20 protein-coding genes and 5 pseudogenes are annotated in these 20,377 nt (G+C 34.8%); 7 read left to right on the top strand and 18 right to left on the bottom strand.

Annotated features, from left to right (window positions below; all coding sequences use genetic code 11):
- Positions 1–107: 107 nt before the first annotated feature.
- Positions 108–152, top strand: a pseudogene (locus H4683_RS22240) (hypothetical protein); the annotation flags it as partial.
- 3 nt (positions 153–155) lie between these two features.
- Positions 156–326 carry a hypothetical protein gene (locus H4683_RS18800; RefSeq protein WP_192600372.1) on the top strand — a complete coding sequence of 57 codons (171 nt, stop codon included), beginning with the start codon at positions 156–158 and terminating at the stop codon, positions 324–326.
- A 244-nt stretch (positions 327–570) separates the two neighbouring features.
- Here H4683_RS18800 and H4683_RS21585 read toward each other — a convergent pair.
- The 4 genes and pseudogenes from H4683_RS21585 to H4683_RS18820 form a co-directional block, all read right to left on the bottom strand.
- Positions 571–723 (bottom strand): annotated as a pseudogene (locus H4683_RS21585) (GNAT family N-acetyltransferase); the annotation flags it as partial.
- A 487-nt stretch (positions 724–1,210) separates the two neighbouring features.
- Positions 1,211–1,665, bottom strand: a pseudogene (locus H4683_RS18810) (VOC family protein).
- A gap of 99 nt (positions 1,666–1,764) precedes the next feature.
- Positions 1,765–2,310, bottom strand: coding sequence for a GNAT family N-acetyltransferase (locus H4683_RS18815; RefSeq protein WP_192600373.1), 546 nt, complete (start codon positions 2,308–2,310; stop codon positions 1,765–1,767).
- Between the two features lie 66 nt (positions 2,311–2,376).
- Entirely contained in the window at positions 2,377–2,931 is a 555-nt protein-coding gene (locus H4683_RS18820) for a helix-turn-helix domain-containing protein (RefSeq protein WP_192600374.1), read from the bottom strand.
- A 114-nt stretch (positions 2,932–3,045) separates the two neighbouring features.
- On the opposite strand from H4683_RS18820, the gene H4683_RS18825 reads away from it, so the two are divergent.
- Entirely contained in the window at positions 3,046–3,630 is a 585-nt protein-coding gene (locus H4683_RS18825) for a LysE family transporter (RefSeq protein ID WP_192600375.1), read from the top strand.
- A gap of 31 nt (positions 3,631–3,661) precedes the next feature.
- On the opposite strand, the pseudogene H4683_RS18830 reads toward H4683_RS18825, so the two are convergent.
- A pseudogene (locus H4683_RS18830) lies at positions 3,662–4,082 on the bottom strand (transposase); the annotation flags it as partial.
- Positions 4,083–4,531: 449 nt separating this feature from the next.
- Between H4683_RS18830 and H4683_RS18835 the strand changes: the two are divergent.
- Positions 4,532–5,005, top strand: coding sequence for a DUF2975 domain-containing protein (locus tag H4683_RS18835; protein ID WP_338062499.1), 474 nt, complete (start codon positions 4,532–4,534; stop codon positions 5,003–5,005).
- A 7-nt stretch (positions 5,006–5,012) separates the two neighbouring features.
- Positions 5,013–5,225, top strand: a complete 213-nt coding sequence (locus H4683_RS18840) for a helix-turn-helix domain-containing protein (RefSeq protein ID WP_192600378.1) — start codon at positions 5,013–5,015, stop codon at positions 5,223–5,225.
- 197 nt (positions 5,226–5,422) lie between these two features.
- Here H4683_RS18840 and H4683_RS18845 read toward each other — a convergent pair whose 3' ends face one another.
- The 5 genes from H4683_RS18845 to H4683_RS18865 all read right to left on the bottom strand — a co-directional run bounded on the left by H4683_RS18845 (position 5,423) and on the right by H4683_RS18865 (position 9,551).
- On the bottom strand, positions 5,423–5,635 hold the full coding sequence (locus tag H4683_RS18845; protein WP_225942225.1) for a phosphopantetheine-binding protein: 213 nt from the start codon (positions 5,633–5,635) through the stop codon (positions 5,423–5,425).
- A gap of 277 nt (positions 5,636–5,912) precedes the next feature.
- Positions 5,913–6,791: a phosphotransferase family protein gene (locus H4683_RS18850; protein ID WP_192600379.1), complete on the bottom strand. Its 879-nt coding sequence runs from the start codon at positions 6,789–6,791 to the stop codon at positions 5,913–5,915.
- A 372-nt stretch (positions 6,792–7,163) separates the two neighbouring features.
- Entirely contained in the window at positions 7,164–7,592 is a 429-nt protein-coding gene (locus tag H4683_RS18855) for a GNAT family N-acetyltransferase (protein ID WP_192600380.1), read from the bottom strand.
- A 305-nt stretch (positions 7,593–7,897) separates the two neighbouring features.
- Positions 7,898–8,074, bottom strand: a complete 177-nt coding sequence (locus H4683_RS22510; RefSeq protein WP_225942226.1) for a DUF5391 family protein — start codon at positions 8,072–8,074, stop codon at positions 7,898–7,900.
- Positions 8,075–8,666: 592 nt separating this feature from the next.
- The gene (locus H4683_RS18865; protein ID WP_192600382.1) at positions 8,667–9,551 is read right to left on the bottom strand and encodes a GNAT family N-acetyltransferase; all 885 of its coding nucleotides are present in this window, start codon (positions 9,549–9,551) and stop codon (positions 8,667–8,669) included.
- 599 nt (positions 9,552–10,150) lie between these two features.
- Here H4683_RS18865 and H4683_RS18870 point away from each other — a divergent pair.
- Complete coding sequence (locus H4683_RS18870; RefSeq protein ID WP_192600383.1) at positions 10,151–10,654, top strand: hypothetical protein; 504 nt, start codon at positions 10,151–10,153, stop codon at positions 10,652–10,654.
- Between the two features lie 362 nt (positions 10,655–11,016).
- Here the strand turns inward: H4683_RS18870 and H4683_RS18875 are convergent, their stop codons facing one another.
- The 5 genes from H4683_RS18875 to H4683_RS18895 all read right to left on the bottom strand — a co-directional run bounded on the left by H4683_RS18875 (position 11,017) and on the right by H4683_RS18895 (position 16,506).
- Positions 11,017–11,547 (bottom strand): DUF4269 domain-containing protein, encoded by a 531-nt coding sequence (locus H4683_RS18875; protein ID WP_192600384.1) that lies wholly within the window; start codon positions 11,545–11,547, stop codon positions 11,017–11,019.
- Between the two features lie 180 nt (positions 11,548–11,727).
- Positions 11,728–12,279 (bottom strand): GNAT family N-acetyltransferase, encoded by a 552-nt coding sequence (locus H4683_RS18880; protein WP_192600385.1) that lies wholly within the window; start codon positions 12,277–12,279, stop codon positions 11,728–11,730.
- A 41-nt stretch (positions 12,280–12,320) separates the two neighbouring features.
- On the bottom strand, positions 12,321–14,663 hold the full coding sequence (locus H4683_RS18885) for an ABC transporter permease (protein WP_192600386.1): 2,343 nt from the start codon (positions 14,661–14,663) through the stop codon (positions 12,321–12,323).
- A complete protein-coding gene (locus tag H4683_RS18890) occupies positions 14,663–15,370 on the bottom strand; it encodes an ABC transporter ATP-binding protein (protein WP_192600387.1) in 708 nt (235 codons plus the stop codon). Before H4683_RS18890 ends, H4683_RS18885 begins: the two co-directional genes overlap by 1 nt.
- Positions 15,371–15,711: 341 nt before the next feature.
- Positions 15,712–16,506, bottom strand: coding sequence for a MerR family transcriptional regulator (locus H4683_RS18895; RefSeq protein WP_192600388.1), 795 nt, complete (start codon positions 16,504–16,506; stop codon positions 15,712–15,714).
- Positions 16,507–17,176: 670 nt separating this feature from the next.
- On the opposite strand from H4683_RS18895, the gene H4683_RS18900 reads away from it, so the two are divergent.
- The gene (locus H4683_RS18900) at positions 17,177–17,908 is read left to right on the top strand and encodes a PIG-L family deacetylase (RefSeq protein WP_192600389.1); all 732 of its coding nucleotides are present in this window, start codon (positions 17,177–17,179) and stop codon (positions 17,906–17,908) included.
- An 823-nt stretch (positions 17,909–18,731) separates the two neighbouring features.
- On the opposite strand, the pseudogene H4683_RS18905 reads toward H4683_RS18900, so the two are convergent.
- The 3 genes and pseudogenes from H4683_RS18905 to H4683_RS18915 form a co-directional block, all read right to left on the bottom strand.
- Positions 18,732–18,863: pseudogene (locus H4683_RS18905) on the bottom strand (MerR family DNA-binding transcriptional regulator); the annotation flags it as partial.
- Between the two features lie 138 nt (positions 18,864–19,001).
- Entirely contained in the window at positions 19,002–19,694 is a 693-nt protein-coding gene (locus tag H4683_RS18910) for a hypothetical protein (protein WP_192600390.1), read from the bottom strand.
- Positions 19,666–20,019, bottom strand: a complete 354-nt coding sequence (locus tag H4683_RS18915) for a hypothetical protein (protein WP_192600391.1) — start codon at positions 20,017–20,019, stop codon at positions 19,666–19,668. The genes H4683_RS18910 and H4683_RS18915 overlap by 29 nt, the downstream gene beginning before the upstream one ends.
- Positions 20,020–20,377 lie beyond the last annotated feature (358 nt).

Consider the following 20,377-nt stretch of genomic DNA (forward strand, 5'->3'; position numbering starts at 1 on the left):
AAATATTTGTAACAATAAATAACATAGCTAGTGACTTACACACTGGGGGGATTTTTAAGCGAAATTAATATTACGACCAATGATGCTATCAATTAATTGATTTTGGGATACCTGAAAGAGATGGCGAATCTGTTGTAGCAGAAGGTTTGAATTTTATGGGAGAGAAAGAGGATGGTGCGTTTTTACTGTTAGGCCCTAGAAAAAGGCGTTGGTATTTTTCGGATAGAGAAGCAGAAATCTTTCCTTTGTCAATCAAAATTAATAATCAGAAAAATATTGAATTAGATGAAAAAGGAAAGATAACATTAGAAAAAACAACTTCCTGATTTCATTATTCGAGAGATTGAACAACTGCCAAATACGCATTTAGTCCTTTTTTTGGAGTTAAAACTATAGACAAAGAGGAAAGGCGAATGAAAAATAGTTGCATATTTTGCAACTAAAAAGTCAAGTGAAGACGGAATCGACTTTGCATTAAAAAAGTATGGATTTAGATTGACCTAGCGATTTGAGACACGTATAAAACACCATCTTTAGGCTGCTATGGCCCCAAATTCTTTGGGTATCGGCTAGCTTCCTATAAAGTTTAATGGCTTTATCGTTTATTTCTAAAACATTCAAAGTGATTTTTTTAATACCGTTGGAGTCAGCCCAAGAAATAGACTCTTTTAAAAGATTCTTCCCAATACCATATCCCCAAAAATCTTTTAATACGCATACTCCTCTTTTACATCTTTATCGATTGTAGATCTAACAATACAATTTATCTCGTTAAAATAAAATTCTTGTTTGTTCATTATCATATATACCCCCTCCTCGAAATTCAGCTTTCCTTATTGTATGTAGCATTCGAAATATTCATTAAAAACTCCCTAAAGATTTATAAAGATCGTCTATATGATCTTCAAGGGGTTCCTCTTGATTTATTTCCATCCAAGATTTTAACCATATAATTCCCTCTTCTGTGAATGGTTTTTCGCTACGCTCTTTGAAAAAGAGCAGTCAGGGTCTTGACATTTTTCCTCCTTCCATTCATTGCATTCTAAACAAAACAACGAATCGTTATAATCTATACGGATTTTAATACAACCACATTTATCACATTCTAATTCCAAACAAAACTCCTCCTTCACATTTTTGTCTTTAACATTACAGAAAAAGGGGCGCCTGTCACCCAAACTATGTGGAATCTTCAACCAACATCCCAATTTTAAAATCTGTTTCGCCATTCTTCTAATGACATCATACTAAATTCATCGTCAACATCTAACCTTAATGGCGTAATTAGCTCGATTGAGTTGTCGTCTGGATCAGCAAAATATATTGCTGCATGCGCATGTGGATTATTTGGTAACACAAGTGGTTGTCGTTCCTCATTGAAGCCAAAAGCCGTACGCACCTCAATTCCACCACTCTTTAGCCATTCCTTCACATTCGTCCTATCCTCTTCATCTACTTTAAATGCAATATGTCAAATCGAAGGGTGGTAAGGAATTAACACTTTGTCGCTTTCCCAAAGACCTAGCCAACTCTCCCTTTTACAACCCAAAAGAATGCTAGTGTCTCTTTTTTAAAGGCTAATTCCAGCCCTAACTTTTTATAAAATACAATTGAGTTTTCTAAATTACTTACCGGCAAATGTGCTTCGTATAAACCTTTAATCATCATGCTACCTCCTTTTCTTTTTATCTGATTGTGCAGTTTATTGGTAAATAACCATCTAACTTATATATGAACTGATGGACCGGACAATTTTGTAAGGCATTATTTACTAAATCTTCCCATAATAACGGTGTTATAGTAATTACCGTCAGATAGGATTTTGTCTTTTTTTAATATACCTTCTATTTCAAAGCCAAACTTCCTATAAAGTTTAATGGCTTTATCGTTTATTTCTAAAACACTCAAAGTGATTTTTTTAATACCGTTGGAGTCAGCCCAAGAAATAGACTCTTTTAAAAGATTCTTCCCAATACCATATCCCCAAAAATCTTTTAATACGCATACTCCGAATTCTACTTTATGAGAGAATCTATTTAAATAAATCCCTTCGCATCTTGAAAATCCGACGATTCGATCATGAACTACAGCAACTAAAAATAAGTTTCTTGGATTCTCAGTATCTGTTTTTATAATCTGTTCAAATCCTGCTATATCTATGAACGCCTCCCCTTTTTCCCTGTCCAAATTTTCGGTCTCTCCATCAATCTGTAATCTTAATTCTGACAAATCTTTTGCATCTTTATCGATTGCAGTTCTAACAATATAGTTTACCCCATTAACATAAAATTCCTGCTTGCTAATTATCATGATATACTCCCTTCGTATTAAGTTGATCTAGAAAAAAACAAGTGCGCTTTCTAATAGGCAGCTTTGTTAGATTGGATAATATATCGTCATACTTAATCGGGTTAGTGTTTCTCCAGAATTAGTATATGTGTGAGGTCTATCAGCCCTAAATCTGATCGAGTCACCACTTTCTAATTTATATTTACATTCACCGACAGAAATACTTAATTCCCCATCAAAAACTGTGATAAACTCCTCAGTTCCCTCTCTATGGGAATCAGAACTTACTATCCCCTCTTTTTCAATTTCAATAGAGTAAACTTCAAAGCGTCTATCCTCTTGGAAGGGAAAGTAAGGATATACTCTATACCTTCCATTGTCTTCAGATAATACTTGAATTTCATTCCTTAAAACAACTTTAGTATCAGGCTGCGGATTATTTACTAAGGAGGTAAAGGAAATCTTTAGTCCATTGGCTATTTTCCAGATAGTCGTAATCGTCGGACTTGACTCTCCTCTTTCAATTTGCCCTATCATCGTTTTGCTAACTCCACTTAATTGAGAGACCTTTTCCAAACTTAATTTTTCCTTCTCTCTGATAGCTTTTAAATTTCTTGCAAGAATAAGATGAATTTCCTCCATAAGCATACCCCTTCACCATTTACAATATAACGCCCGTTATGTATAATAAAAAGCACGACGTTATATTGTCTATTTTGGACATTATAACATACAACGTAAAAGGAGGATCCAAAGATGCCTTTATTTTCATTTTTGTTATTTGTTTTTGTTACTAGTTTTACGCCAGGCCCCAACAATATCATGGCAATGTCGTTTGCGAATAAACATGGACTTAAAAAAACAATTAATTTTTGTTTAGGAGTAGGTATCGGGTTTTTCGTTATCACATTATTATGTAGTTTTTTTAATATCATGCTTACGAGCGTTATGCCAATCATTGAATTTCCATTGACCATTTTTGGTGTAGGTTATATGTTATATTTGGCTTTTAAAATACTTACCAGTAAAGATAATGACGGTGGAAATGATGCAGGCAATAGGAATCTTTTCTTAATAGGTATCTTGTTACAATTTGTTAATCCAAAAGGTATTCTTTTTGGCATTACAGTAGTAGCAACCTTCATTCTCCCCTATTATACTTCATATTTCAGCTACCTTCTTTTCTCATTATTTTTAGGAATGGTTGGTTTTATGAGTACATTTAGTTGGAGTCTATTTGGTTCAATTTTTCAAAAGCTCTTATTACAATACAGACAACAGTTTAATATAATTATGGCGATTTTATTGGTATATAGTGCTTTTTCTATTCTTGTCAACTAGAAAAGGGATGCCTGTCACCCAAACTAACATGGTAGATTGAACAAACTTGAAAGTTCAAACTTTCATAATTGTATGAGTGACAGGCACCACATACGTAGAAGGTACTTCTAGGAATGTCGAGGACATCGAACATTGCTATTTGTGGCTATTACTGCGTATCACATCTACCTTCGTCCCATAATCAGCGCGGCTTGCTCTAAAATACCGTTCTCCATCAGTAACCGTTGATTTTCCTTGCGCAATTTGATCAATTCATTTGCTTCTGGCGTACGATTATCCTTTTCGCTGAAAGATTCAGATTTTTGACTTTGTCTAATCCAGTTATCAAATGCTGAATTAGTTAAATCGTATTCACGAACAATATCAGTTTTTGGCTTTCCACTTTCATGAAGTTGTATCATTTGCTTTTTGAATTCAGACGTAAATGTTCGCCTAGTTCTCTTTGTGGTCATCGTAGATTCTCCCCATTTCTGTTAGTGGTATTCTACTAGAACTTAACTTTATTGTCTAACTAAGTGTAACCTATCCAACGCATTAAATAACCCAATTCAACAAGAGTAACTTGAAACTTATAATTAACAAAATCATCGCTAGAGGGAACTCGGAATGCTTGGAAATTGGCACGTTCCGTGTGGAGCAAGGGAAAATCTGGAGATAATATCAAATGCTTACCTATTGCCAACGTTAGTGAAATAAGGGATATTGTGAAATTGAAATAAAGGTCCGAATCCAATAAAATCTCGAGAATTCCTCTACAGGAACCCGAGATTTTTTCATCGTTTTTCCAATACCAATACAATTCGATAAATTTGTCGTTTTTCGATAAATTTATATTGACATACAATATCCCGAGCTTTATGCTGTAATCAGATGAATATTTTGGAGGTGGATTAGATTGAAAGTGAACATAGCGTCAAATATTTTAAAAATCTTATTAATTGTGTTTTCAATAGGAGTGATATTCTTTGGGGCGTATGTACTGCCGATTATGGCAGAACAGATGAGAGCTTTATATCCTGAACTTGATTATGCTAAACTGCCTATCCTTGTAACTTGTGAATTATTGTTAGCTCTATTATTAATTGGAATAGGAATCATCATGTATTTACTTATACTATTTGATCGTGGTTTGACATTTGGTTCAAGATTTATTAGAGGAGTAGAGATATTAGTCGGAATGTGCATTGTAGCATCTATAGGAATCATAATTTTATTCCAGTATTTGAGATCCTTTGGAGGACCTGGTCCATTGTTAGCATTAGAAATGATAGGTATAACCATTATAATATGGATAGTAGCAGCGGTAATTATGCTAATTCGAGCTATAGTGAAAAAAGCAATTGTTTACAAAGATGATTATGATATGACAGTGTAGGTGATAGATGATGATAATAGTCAATTTAGATGTCATGTTAGCAAAGAGAAAGATGAGTGTCACTGAATTAAGTGAAAAAGTAGGGATTACTATGGCCAATATATCCATATTGAAAAATGGTAAAGCAAAAGCTATCAGATTTAGTACATTAGATGCAATATGTAAGACACTCAATTGTCAGCCTGGAGATATTTTAGAGTGCGTAGAGGAAGATGATTGATTGAAATTTTCGTTATCACAAGCTATATCAAAATTTCAGGCGTGTTGATTATGAATAAATTCCCATAAAAAAATCGATAAAAAGAAACGCTCTCTTGTAGAATGTAAGTACGATCAAACAATTTACAAGAAGAGGCGCTCCCTATGATACAGAATACCATATTCCCAAATATCAAATCAATCTCATCAAATACAGCATCAGCGTTGATTAATACTACCAAGAGTTTCTGGATTTAAATTATTGTCATCAAATTCGAAACCGAATTCATTTTCTATTGCTACAAAGATTCGTATACCAGTCACTGAATTAATACCTAAAGCAAATAAATCTGCATCACTGCTTATTTTTGAGGTGTCATTAATACCATCAATATATCCAACCATTATTTCTTTAATCAACGTACCAATCAATGTCCATATCTAGATGTGGCAACACAAAATGCCATCGAAGCAGCAGAATTAGTAACTATTAAACCGAATATTATCAATATTAAAAGCCGTTCAGAAATGATGGAATTATCTCCAACGCCCTATGGTGTCTTTAATGTGATTTTTGAAGGGGAGTTAATCTCTTTTCATAGAATGACGCCTCGTTCATTTGCAAAAAGATTAATGACGAGTATACCTAAGTAGGGGGTAGGATGGTTAAAAGATGGAAGATATAGATAATAAAACAACATTTGCTTAACTAACGCGCGTTCGTAAACACAGCGTTTAAATATGCCAAATTCTCCTGTAAAAATTTTTGATGCTTTTCGATGCCTCTTCTTTTACACCAACCAATAGAAATAAACGCATCGGTAAAGCGATAAAACGGCAAAACTTCTTGTAAATCAATAAGCGAACGAATGGACTCATAGCCTTGTTGATACGCTTCCATTGTTCCAGGGTATTCCATAAAAATATCACGATTGACTTTTGTGAAATCCATTTCATTAGCGCCAATGCGGACACTCTCAAAATCAATGATGCCTGCCACTTGATTTTCATGAACTAAAATATTTCCTGGTCGAAAATCCATATGTATAAAACTAGGTCCGTCTGGAGATGGAAGTAATTTCAGATGACAATCAAAATGTTGCAATGCTTGTTCAAATAAACGCGGATCAATCACTTCCTTTACATCTTCTGCGAAGGAATAAAAATGTCGCTGAATAAACTCAGACCATTGACCATACACATTGGAAACGGCACTTTTGAAATCCTGCTCATTTGGAACGATTGCATGCAGCTTGGCGTGGTGTACTCCTATATCATAGGCTAAAACTGCATCCACCTTCCCTGTAATCGGTACACCCCTGATCGCGGACAACAATAATGCACCAGTGATATCCTCATTACCTTCCCAATAATCCAACACTTGTGGTACAGGTAACTCATGTTGTAATCGTTCAAGCACCGTATACTCAAGTTCAAGTTTTGCTTTGGAATAAGGAATTTTTATATAGACCGTACGATGATCGATTAGCTTGATTTTATAAACCGTTGAACCAAAAGATTCCAGAACATCCTCAATTGTTAACACATTCAACGAAAATTTTTCTATTACTTGTTGTAGTTTATCCATTCGAAAAAACACCCCTATTTCTTCCTATTTAGTTTTACATGCTTTAAAACTCAATTTTACACCAATTGGAAACAAGTAACAAATAACAAAAAAACAGCTTGTGATTTATTAATCAAACAAACTGTTTTTATCAAACTATTATAGATGGTGTCAAGGATTCCCATATAAACACATTAGCTCTGAGAACCAATATCTATACGATGATGTCCGATACATTAATAAAATTTTAGGATTAAGAATAGGCAACCCGCTCCTTAAGATAAACAGATAACGGGTTATGAAAGAGTTCCACTCTCTTTGGTGGAACTTATATGAAAATCAGCACAAAAATAGCAAATATTTAAAACCAGAAAATATATTAATATACTAAAACTAAAAAAGTTTCTTATAAACAAAACTAGATTTTTCAAAATTCATCTTGTCCTCATAAAAACTATGCGCTCGTAGTCTTTGCACACCAGATGATAAAGAAACGCCAGTATAACCATTTTCTCTTGCCCAATCAATAACATATAAAAGAAGTTTTTCACCATACCCTTTTGATCTATAAGCCGAGTCTGTAACTAAATCATTTATCCAAATTAATTTTCCGTTATGTAAAGTTGTCATCGTTCTAAAACCAATAACTGCGACAGGGAATTTTGAACTATATAAAGCAAACATTCTATAGCTTTCATTTTCGTTAGCGTCATTAAATATTTTTATAAAAGTATCAGGGTCAAGTTGTGGGCGTAGTTGTTTAATTACAGAAAAAACATCTAGTAGTTCTTCTTGTTTAGTCAATTCCTTTATTATTTCCATTAATCTATTCCCCCTTTAAATGAATTAACAATTCTTAATATTTATTACTGAGTGAGAATTTTTTTTTCAAAAAACTGCATAAATATATCTCAACTTATTGAACTATCCACCTACATCATAACAATTGATAGATTCTTATTCAAACTTAATCATTTCAGTAAGGCACATTAATCCTATATTCGTGTGAAAAATATTTTTTTTAGAAAATCACTATATATGATGAACTAAAGAATCCTACTAACAACGCTCGGCGCTTGGGGATTACGGAAGAATCGTAAGTTCAACATATATACTCTATATCTCCCTTAATTATTATGAATAGTTGAAGGCTTCTTAGATGCTCGAAAAGCAACAAAAAACCAAATGAAATTACCAATTAGTGCAGCTATACATATTCCCAAGATTCCAAATAAATAAGGAAAGGGACTTATTCGTAGGCCTAGTACTAAAATTCGTGACTTTATTTCAAGGCCGCACCACATGTAGGTTTGAAATAAAGATTGATTAAAAGATGCTACAAAAGCTAGTTTTAGTAGCAAGAAAAAACCTCACTTTGAACAAAGTTTGATCAAAATCAGGGTGCAGTTCAATAGTCACAACATAATTCTTATTAACATGACAGCTTTTTCAAACTTCAAATTTATTAAGAAAATTTATTAACAACTATTTTACCATACTAGATTTTGCGATAATCTCCAGTCATAAGGAACTAACTCTTTTAAAGTTAGTCCCACATCCTTTTCTACCTCCACAAGCGCTTTTAAGTTTTTATAGAAAGTTGACTCAATAACTCTCGACAGTGTCCGCAAGGTGGAACTGGATTTCCACTAGTATCTACAGCTAGAAAAGATACAATTTCATATTCACCATGCTTCAACATTCTGCGATAGCACCATGGTGTGAAAAAGCCTAAGGAGCAAGGTTGCATCAATACTAACTCCTGTGTAGATATTACTCTTTATAGTTTCAAGGACTACTGCTACGCTACGAAATGCTAAAAAATCATTTAACTTTATAAATTGCGCCAATGGTTTAGCAATATTTTTTATCGAAATTCCTCATATTTCCCTCCAATTAACAATGTGATGTTAACGGGAACATAAAGTTACCCTCCAGCAATGACTTTTGAGTTAAGATGAATAAAGCATCATCATCATTTGGCATAATGGTTGCTGCCATGCCCTCAATTGTAAATTCAGGCGTGAAATAAAATACCACTTTTTTCGTTGTTTCCTTCACAATGCTTGCTAATACAGCCTCTACATTTGGCACATTTAACGAAATTATATCGAAAATATGCAGTGTATCTTCCTCTTCCTCCATTAGCACAATCGTTTCTAAATCTTCTACATAGAACATGGCTTCATGGAATGCTAATGTGAAATAAAACATTAATAAACTTTCATTATGCTCAACATCTAAAATCGTTGAGTTTACATGGCGATTTTCCGCAAATTTTTCAAGTAATGCAAGATCATTTTCAATAGTAAGCTGCTTTACTTTCGCATCCTTATTCATTTGAATTGAGCTTTTTGCTAGGTCTATGCTAAACTCACTTTCATTTAGACGTGTAAAGCCAAACTTTGGATAAAAATCCAATACAGTATCATTCGCAAAAAGATACATGAATTCACAGGTATTTTCGTATTCATTCATTATATGCTGCATTAATTGCTTAGCCAAACCTTGATTGCGATAATTTTCATCTGTCATTACTGTACCAATCTGAATCCCGTTATACGTTTTACCATTAATAATTAACGACATTTTATTAACCGAAGCATTTGCGATAACCTTATCTTCATCAACAAATGAATACGGAATATATTTGTCATTCCAATACCCTTTGTTGTACCAGCCTCGAAAATCTAATTCGAATGTTTTCATAGCTAAGGCATTAAAACTCTCCTTCAAGTTTTCATTATTACGATAATCACTTACTAATTCATATTTTTCCATTTAAATTCCCTCCAATTTTTTGTTTCAATCACTTTGATACATTACATATATTTATGGGAATTATCACCTCCTAAAAAACATAAAAAGACTTTATGAGAATAAACTCATAAAGTCTTTTTATACGCAAAAAATAAAGTTAACCAATCTAAAGCTAGTGCTTACCTTAAGTCGGATTACATAAATTTATTTATCTGCTTATATGAATTAGACATTATATTGCTTCTCTTAGTTATCGCAAAAGGGTACAAAAATAAACCTATAATTTTTTTAAAAATTATAGAATAGCCCTCCTATTAAATTCATTGGAATTTAAATTGCGATAATAAGTTTTAGCATAAAAGTCTAATCTCCCTTCTGTTTTTAAGAATAAAGACATTTTACCGCTTTTTTTGATTTTTGTCTACCTTTTATTTCATAAACTTTTCTATTAGTATTCGAGAAGGGGAGTGCCCAATAGCCTTGCACGACAGTAAGTAAAAGTAATTACAGCCTTTATAAGTATAGTAATCTATATGATTATACAATAAAATGCTCCTTCTGTAGAATAGATACTGACAACCAAATCAGTTCCCTACACTACAAATGAAGGAGCATTTCATATGGAAAGTGTAGATCAAAACATCGTCTTTCGTCAATATTTATCTCTGTTGTCCCGGAGCGTATTGGAGTGCCCATTAGTCAATTATGACTATGATAAGTTATCTGAATATGCATTAGTCAAATCCATGATTCTTGCGAATATATTTCGGTGGAGAAGTTGGGAGGAAATCGAACAAGAAATCCGCGCTAAACCGGCTATCTTGATCGAATTGGAGCTGGATTCTATTAGTGGATCTCAGCTGAGTCGGCGACTTGCGAAGTTAGACACATCGGCATTGGCGGATTTGTTAGGATTAGTCACGCAACGATACTGGTTGGTACGTGGTAAAACCGCGGGCATTAGCGCTAACATTGGGATCCTAAAATTAATTGATTCCACACATATCAAGTTGCCGCAAAATGCAGCTACTTGGACCGCCGTAAGTAAGAATTCTAGCGGGGTAAAGCTACATCTACGATTAGCTAAACTCTGCCTATTATCTAGTAGTCCCAAGAGTGAATAGTATAAAAGAGGAAATGTCCATTAGTTATTTAATACTTGAAGAGGAAATTATGCCAAAGAATAGTACTCCATTTTTTTATAATGAACGAATGTGAAAAAATTACTGACTCAAAGGTGCTATTGGTGCTATAAACACCGGATTTGTTTTTGACCATGGTCACATTGTAAACCATCTAGCCAGACAACTACATGTCTTGATGAATATGGTATGTCAATAATATTTATATTCTTATTAACCTGATTTGCTAAAATTAGAAGTGAGTATAAGAGGGTAGATCGAATGATTGGCAAAACGTTAGAATCTTTCTACAGCATGATGTAAAAAGACTCTTTAAATTAATAACTTATATTGGTACTATCTGGTCAAATTATTTTTTTACGTTTACCGAATTCTAAAAGGGCAGTATACGGATCGTTTTCTAAACCTAAAAGTTTGCAAAAAGCAGGCTCAGTTTTAAACCCTTGTTCTTTTAGATTAATTACTTCGTCTTTGAGACAAGGATAATGCTGTAGTAGTGAATTTTCAATTACCATGTGAAGATAAGCATGTTGTTCTTTTACTGGTTGAGGCTGACCGAATAATTCAAATTTGAAATCCTCAAACATAAAATTTGCTATAATAACTGGTACATTTCGGATTATAAGTTTTTTTATTATGAAATCTTGTTGATTTCCATATAAATTAGTCACCTTTTTCTCAAATAAGGGAAAATTTACAACATTCATAATGATATCTAAGTCGGAACCTACTATATCAACCCCTATAGGTAAGGTACCACAAAGAATGGGACTATATTCAGATAAGTTATACATGATTCCCAAATTTTCAATGGCAGAATAAGCACGTTTTTGATTATTGTTTCCGAATCGTAAATAATCAATGGTATCAAACATAAAGCTCCTCCCTCTCTTTAAGAACATTGATGTATTATGCGTTTACAACACTTCTAAGAAAAGGGGTGCCTGTCACCCAAACTAACATGTTAGCTTGAACAAACATGGAAGTTCAAACTTTCATGATTACATAAGTGGCAGGCACCATATAAATCTGTTACTTTTGAAAAAATGAAAACGTTAAATAAGATTAAGATCTTCTTTTAGGCATGAGTACATATATAAATCATCGAATTTACCACAAGTAAATTCATAATGTCTCAGCAATCCCTCTCTTCTAAACCCTTGTTTTTCTACTAGTTTTTGGGATGGGAGATTAGCTGGTTCAATTAAAGCCTCAATTCTTTCTAACTGAAAGTGATGATAACCATACTTAACAACGGCTTCCAATGCTTCACTAGCTAGCCCTTTTCCCCAGTAATCTTTGCTTAATTCATATCCAACTTCAGCTCGATAATGTTTAGTAAGCATATTAAGAAAACCACAACTTCCTATAACCTTACCAGAATCTTTTAGTGTAATTCCCCATCTAATTCCTGTACCTTCTTCATAGATGGATTTATACCACTTAATTTCATCCCATACGTCTTTTACTGTTTGGCAAGGTACTAACCCCATAGGTTTCACAACATCCGTATCAGACAGATAGTTAAACATATCATTAGCATCCTCTGTTGTTACTTCTCTTAAAATTATTCTTTTTGTTTCAATTACAGGAAATTCCTTTTCCATTGAATTTCCCTCCTTTCAAGTTTTAAGAAGCAATTTAAATCCTATTCAACACTCTTCAACGATTCAATCATATCGATTCGATTTACTTTTCTTCTAAGTAATAAATTCGATATAATCGTCAATACAAATGTAAGGACGATTGCCAACCCTATCGTAACGAATCCCAACCTATCCGGAATCTGTTGATTGGTGCTGGATAATGCTTGGACAACTAGTCTGTACATATAACCACTTATTGGTAGCGCAACAATTACTGCAAATGTCGTTAGGATGATATTTTCTACAAAAATAATTCTGTTTATCTTATTCTTCTGATAGCCTAACACCTTTAATGTCGCAAGCTCACGTGTACGCTCATATATATTAATTGAGGATATGGTAAACATGGCACCAAAAGATAATATAACTGCACAAACAATAAACATGATGAAGACGGGATTATTTTGTTCAATCATATTGTCCACTGCTTTATTTAAGTCACCCCTGTCAGAAATCGCATCCACAAGCGGATCCTCTTCAAAATCGTTTTGCACACGGCTTCTATCTGCCTCACTGTTTAAATGAACCAATAGGGAAGTCGGTTTGTAATCAACACCAAGACTATTTATATACGCTGGTGTACTGTAAAAGGATGGATTGGTATATTGTGTCGATATTTCTGCTACCTTCATGTCAATTGTTTGTCCTTTCAGTTCAGGTGCAATTAACTTCATTTTAATGGTATCTCCTACTGATATACCGTATTCATCTGCATAGGACTGTGGAACGAACACTCCCTTATCATCTAAAGCTATTGGGTTATTCTGTTCATCAAAAAATTCAATAAGCTTATTTTCCTTTTCCGTAACAATTAAGGATGCATTATTCTCGTCAGGGAAGTCGACAAACTCAATGGGAATAGTAGATTGTGAATAATACGTTTCAACCCCAGCTGGGACATTGATATTGTCCCCGGCTAACGCTTCTTTATAGTCCACTTTTAAATCGTATTTATAAACGTTATTAATCTGAGAAGCAATGGTTTGCATCGAGGTTTCAAAGCCAAAAGCTGTGATTAAAAGGATCACACAAACAATCACCCCAACTGAACTTGCCAATGCCTTTTTCGGGTTTAGAAAAATATTTCTTAAGATCAGCTTATCGCCGTATGTTAATTTTTTCCATAAACCAGGAATTCTTTCTACGAGTGTTTTCTTCATTTTCTTTGGAGGTTTTGGACGTAATGCCTGTGCTGCTCGTTCCTTTAATATACTTCTTCCACTAAAAAAGCATGCAATTACCCCGAAAACGATCGAAACTATAACCGGTGGAAAGATGGTATAAAATGAAATGGACAAGCTAAAGTTTGGCAAGGAATAGGTTTGTTCGATAACCGAATTGAGTAGGTTAACAAGTGTGACAGCTGTAATGCCCCATCCTATAACCGACCCAATAATACCTACCAAAACAGGATACCCCATATAATGTAGTAAAATTTTACTGTCTTTTACACCCAATGCCTTCATAATACCAATTTGATTTCTTTGGGAGTCGATCACTCTTGACATGGTAAGAAAAATAATCACAGCCGCAACCATAAACAGGATTAGAGGAGAAACAGTACTCATCAATCTATTATTATTTATGGTTACATTTAGGGCAGAATAACTGACCGATCTATCTTTATTTACTTGGTACAGATAAGCGAGCTCCTGTGAGTAATCTTCAATGGCCTCACTAATTACACCGCTATCATGTCCTTCTTCTGCGTCTACAAGCAATTCATTGTAATAAAAGCCACCAGCAATTTCCGCTATTCTATCCTCATGAATATAAGCTATACCATAGGTTTGATGGTCAGGTAAGACAAGCGATGGGTCCTCGATGTTAAATGCATGTTCCACGTTCTCACCGAAACCACTAATAACAAAATCAAAACTGCCTTCATTTGTATCTACGCTAATGTGATCGCCAACCGTATATTGATGCACTTCCCCGTAGCGGGTATCTAACAGAATTTCTTCCTTATTTGATGGTATACTACCATCTGTAACAGCAATGGTGTTGATTTCGTTATTTTGTGGAATGGTATGTATTTTTAAGGACGCTTTATAGTCATCAAACGCCTGATTCGCATCAAATGTATATCTTGCTTCTACTTTATTAATCCCTTCAATATCTTCGATGTTAGATAATTCACTGTCTGTAATCTCGCTGTAATGGACATTGAAATCCGCTAAATTATGTTCTTCGAAATAATCTTCCGTATAAGCACTAAGGTCACTGCTTATCGTAATCAGTCCAGCATAAAAGAAGGCAGCTACTGCGATAACGAGGATAATGGCTAAAAACTGCCCCTTTGATTCCCGAATATCCCTCAACAATTTTAAATACAATTTCTTCATTACCATTCAATCCCCTCTATGCTTTGTGTTTCAGCATTGGTAATGACTTCATCTATTTTTCCACTTTTCACTTTAATAACCCGATCAGCAATTGGGGCGATGGCGGTGTTATGGGTAATTAAGACAATACATTTCTGCGTTTCTTTGTTCAAATCTTGTAGAAGTTTCAGTACAGATTTTCCAGTTTTATAGTCCAATGCACCGGTCGGCTCATCACAAAGTAAGAGTAAGGGATTCTTAGCAACAGCACGAGCGATCGCAACTCTTTGTTGTTCTCCTCCAGAAAGCTGTGAAGGGAAGTTATTCTTACGTTCACCAAGTCCAACCTTTTCCAATACTTCTTTTGCATCTAGATGATCCTTACACACTTCAGAAGCAAATTCTACATTTTCCAGTGCAGTTAGATTAGGAATTAAATTATAAAATTGAAATACAAAGCCTACTTCTTCCGCTCGAAATGTCGTTAATTTTTTGTCATCATATTGGGTAATGTTATTTCCATTTACAAATACTTCTCCTGATGAGGCAAGGTCCATCCCTCCAAGGATATTTAAAATGGTACTTTTTCCAGCACCACTTGCCCCTAGAATAACGACGAATTCTCCCTCGTAGATGGAAAAATCCACACCATCTAACGCTTTAATGGATACGTCACCTAGATTGTATTCCTTCGTCACATTCTTGAACTCTATTAATTTTTTTGTCATCATAACCCACTCCTTAAAATGAAGTTGCTAGTAAAAGATACGTATAACTCCATTCTAAACCTGTGGGTTACCCCTAGCTCAAGGCCTTATTTATCTGAATTCAGCAGAAAACTCCCACCTCTATAGGTGGCGAGATGAATGCGTTTTTGTTTCCTGTTCAGCGGGTGTTCAAACTCCCGCTGAACTCAGATAAAGCCTCCGGCGGATGTCACGGATTTTTAGGGGAGCTTAGGAAGGCAACCTAAGTTCGCCGCATCGTGCGGCAACGTTTGCATGACCGACATCCTGTCGGCCTCAAGCTCGAAAAAAATCCGGACGCAATCACGCCGTGGCGTGATTGATTATTTTATTGGCGCATACATTTCTAAAAACACACGTTCCAGGGTCTCTTCATATGTAGTCAACAGTATGTTAATATAAGCCTTACCTATTAATTCATATCCATTTTCCTTTGCTATTTTTAAAAGACTGTCCCCTACTTCATGATCAATATCTTTCTCACCATTAACAAATCTACCATCTTCTATTACCGTATAAATACACTTGGGATGTGCTAGGACTTCCCCTTCAATATCTTTGTCGGTATCTTCTATATTTCTTACAACGATAAATCTATTCGCTTTCATACCCTCTTCATCAAAATCGATAACACGGCTAGCGCTCATTAATGTAACAGCTTTCTTTAAACTATCCGTATTATTTCTTATCGTTTCATACTCCTCGTAAGCAGCATATCCCGTTATTTCACCTTTTACCTCTAACGGCTTCATCTCTGTAACCGTAAATTTACCTAAGTATTCTTTAACCTTATAATAATCCTCTTTTACAGATTTTACTTTCTCTAAAAGATGTTTTTTATATGCAATTTCCTCGAGTATTTTCGCTTCTTGCTGCGTTAATACATGTTCTAAATCCGCTACACTTTTACTCTGCCTTATCTCCTGAATCTTCTTAATCTCAAAATCTAGTTCTCTATAGAAATTCGTAGTAATTACATCATGAATATCATATGCATTATATTTTCTATAACCATTTTCAGCATCATGCTTAGGTTTGACCAATTCCTTTTCCTCATAATATTTTAATGTATCTCTTGATACGCCTAAAAAACTTGCTACTTGCCCGATGGTGTACATAGTCTTCCCCCTTGTAAGTTCCATAGAATTATTACTTCGTTCAAATCATAATATCAGGTTTTTTATTCATCTAAGTGAAGGGTCAGTCCCTCACGATACTAGTGAGGGGTTTTGCTTAAGCATACCGTTCCGGAAAGACACTTCGCTTTTCTCGGGTGGCTGAGGCTGTGCCCGTGGAAAGCGAAGTATTCTGCCGAAGCGAATCCAACCACATAACAATCTTAAGAGTAAGTGAGAGCTTTGCAAACTGATTTTCACTAGTCCACAGTTTATATATTTTGTAAAACAACAATGTATTAGAAAACAACCTTTCTTTTAGTATACCGGTAATTGATCAAAGGTAAGTAACCATATTTTTTGGAAACAATAATGTTATACTTGTTATAGAAATTTGATTGATTTTCAATAAGATTAATTTTCCGTAAGCGGACCATTAAGTCGAAATTACAATTGGTTTCCTTTTATATCATTCTCTAATGAAATATTTTGGAATTGAATTAAAAAAATTGCTTCTAACTTATTTTAATATTTTTATTGCTTTGTGGTTATTAATTCGTTTTACTATCGTTGTATTTGACTACTCTTTCTTCAACTGATTGTATGAGTGACAGGCATCACATATCTACCAAACACTTGAGAGAGAACACTAGAAAACATATTGGAGGCAGTTATGAAACGAATCATCATTTTATTAGTAGTGTGTATTGTGTTAACAGGGTGTCATGCAGTTGATGAAAATGATTATTCGACAACTATTTACTATGTCCCGCATCCAGACGATGAGACCCTTAGTATGGGGCCAAGTATTTTACATAATGTAGAGTTAAATAAAGAGGTCGTTGTTGTGCTCCTTTCGAAAGGGCGAGCAAGTAAAGCAATTGGATCTGTAAATAAAAAGCTGGAAAAAGAGGATTTACCGCCGATTACACTTGAAGAATTTGGGGAAGCAAGAGTTGCGGAGTTTACTAAAGCTGTGGCGGCTTTAGGTGTGAAAAAAGAGAATGTTTATATTTATGATATTGAGGATGGGGACTTTTCTACCGGAGAGGTTGCACCTATTATTCAGGATTTCGAAAAAAAGTATCCAGAAGCTTTGCATAACGTCATGTCTTATAATGATCCACATGATGATCATTCGTCTACGGGGAAAGCGTTGCGTGAGTTGATGGACGCAAGGGAGGTACAATACGGTCTTTACCATATCCCTGTTCAAAGGCATAAAAAGATGTTGTATAAGGGCAGTTATGCAGTTCCGTCAAGTCTAATAGATGACTATAAAGTCGCGCTAGAGGCGTATGGTAAGTGGGAACCGGAAGAAGGTTCTTATAGCATTGGCCAGTCATCTGTACGTAAGTATTTTGACCGTGCAATAGATGTGATGGAGAGTCGATGGCATCAGTAAAACATGAATGCTTCTTTAACTTTTATATATGCGTTAAAGCGGTGTGATGAAATAAATCATTCAAACAATTATTTTTCAGGTACCTTTGCAAAATACTATTCAAACAATGTACCACGATTGCATAAGATTAATTTTAGGTGCCTATTATGTTAAATGGATAGACGGATAGATAGAAGTACACGACAAGGCGCCTAGCAAGCACAATTTTATATAGTATTGTAGAAGCAGCCAATGAAAATGGATTGAATCTTTTTATTTATCTTACTTATCTTTTAGAATCCTTCTAAATATATACATAATTTTATGCTGTCAGTCACTCGTCCAATCGTGAAAGTTCAAACAAAAATGTTTATTTGAGTTAACGTTTTTGTTTGAGTGACTGTCACCAAAATATGCAAATAATAAAATTAAACTCATCAAAAGAAGCAGATTTGGCTATCGAAATGATGCCCATCTATTCCTTCGATTACGGTTTGAAACAGGGCATTAATTTTGTCATCCCTGACTTTTGGTGATGAACCGAGAAAAATTGTCCTCGTTATAATCAATAAATACTCTTGCACGCTCAAAACCCTCTTTTTGTTCATTGTGAGCAGAAAGAGGGTTAAATACATGAACTGTAAGCATAGACAACATAACTACTGTCTATCATGTACGCTTGCAAGTCGCTAAAAATTTCATTGGGTAGGAATATGTCTGATTCTTTTCCACTGATTTCTAATGCCTTGCTGATTTCTTCATATGTCATATTGAATTACCTCTTCTCATTTTGTTTCTCATCTAAAGTGCAGAGTGCCAATCCAGGGTGCCTGTCACCCAAACTAAGGTTTTCTTCGGAATAAATTCGATAGCCCGCTTCCGTCAAATCCGCTGGTATGAGTAAACCAATGTCGTCATAATGGTGCAGTGTGCGCACACTAACACCTGTCAATTCGGATACTTCTTTCACTTTCATAGCTAATCCCTCTCTTCACTACTGACTATAAAGTATGACGTAACGTGAGAGTAAACCCGAAAAAGTTTCCCAACAAAAAAAGATCAACCACTTAGCTGATCTTTTAACACCATGCAAATGAAACAGTGAATTTCTATACTATTCCTTGCTATTATTTTGTAATTCCCGAACCTTCTCCTCTGGTAACTGCGTCACTTTCGCCACAATATCCGGTTCCATTCCCAATGCCAATAAATTAGCTGCGATGGATAATGCTTTGATAATTCCCCCCTCTTTTTCTCCTTCTCTTTTCCCTTCTTTTTTCCCTTCCTCTTTCCCTTCTTTTTCTCCTTCACTTCTAACAACTGCAAGCACTTCTGCAAGTGTTGGTGATTGATCTTCCAAATTGTGATGAATCATATGAGACGCCTCCTCTTGTATTAATGGAACCATTGTATGATTTAATTCTTTTTCTAAATCCTTGGGTAGTTGCAACAAATAATCGATAAAATAGAAAAGCGCTGATACCGATGCACGACTATAACCATTCCCCTTAATCACTTCACGCATCAGCTTCATTTTGAATAATGCCCGCCGCTTATCATCATTTTTTGTTCTGTTCATATAGATTCCAGCGAGTACCGCCTTTGAAAAAGGATTTTTCGATTGCTCCAATTCAACTTCATTTTGATCTGCAAGTTTGTACATATTGTATTCATATATCAGTTTTGTCCCAAAGTATGAATACTCATATACGTTTGGCCTGAAGCTTTTATTGGCGTCAGTCAATAATGCAATAGCAAATACCTTACGATCAAATTTATCATAGATTCGATAAAAGTATTTGAACATTCTCTTTGAAAAATCCGGGTCCGCATCGGCCTGCACTTCGATATGAACTAAAAACCCATTTTTCCTGACCATCTTTCAAATGTACTTTTACAATCTGATCAGCAACCTTCTTTCCCTTTTTATCCTTTATTATTTCCTTATACAGTTCTTGTTGCAAGAAATCCAAACCCTTTGTGAAATCAATCTTTTCAAATAGATCCGGTGCGAAGAACTGTATGAATTCTTCAAATAACTCACCAATAATCTTTTTCCAAAGGCCGTCTTGGTCGACGATGTTTGTACGATATTCCCGCGGCTTTTCCATAACATATGCGATTGACATCATTTTATCACACCTCCGAATAATTTTAGTTTTAACTATTCAGTTTATAATATCATGAAAGAACGAATGTTTCTATTGATATGCATCAAAGTCAACATGATAGAACCTATTCTAAAAAAGAGTAGCAAGGAATCCATCTCTCTCCTACTCTTTTCTTATTGGAGGGTGACAGGCACCAAATATCTAGAGCCCTTTTCTACAACCAAAAAACACGTATCCACTCAAACACAACTGAATAACGCTCAAAGCTAAAAACGGATTAGTTACTATATAAGTTGAACGAAAGATCATCGGCCCATTTATACTTGAATAGTTGAAACAAACGCGTCAAACAAGCATATGTAGAATCAACAAAAGTGTA

Source organism: Sporosarcina limicola, from assembly GCF_014873855.1.
GTDB classification, from domain to species: domain Bacteria; phylum Bacillota; class Bacilli; order Bacillales_A; family Planococcaceae; genus Sporosarcina; species Sporosarcina limicola.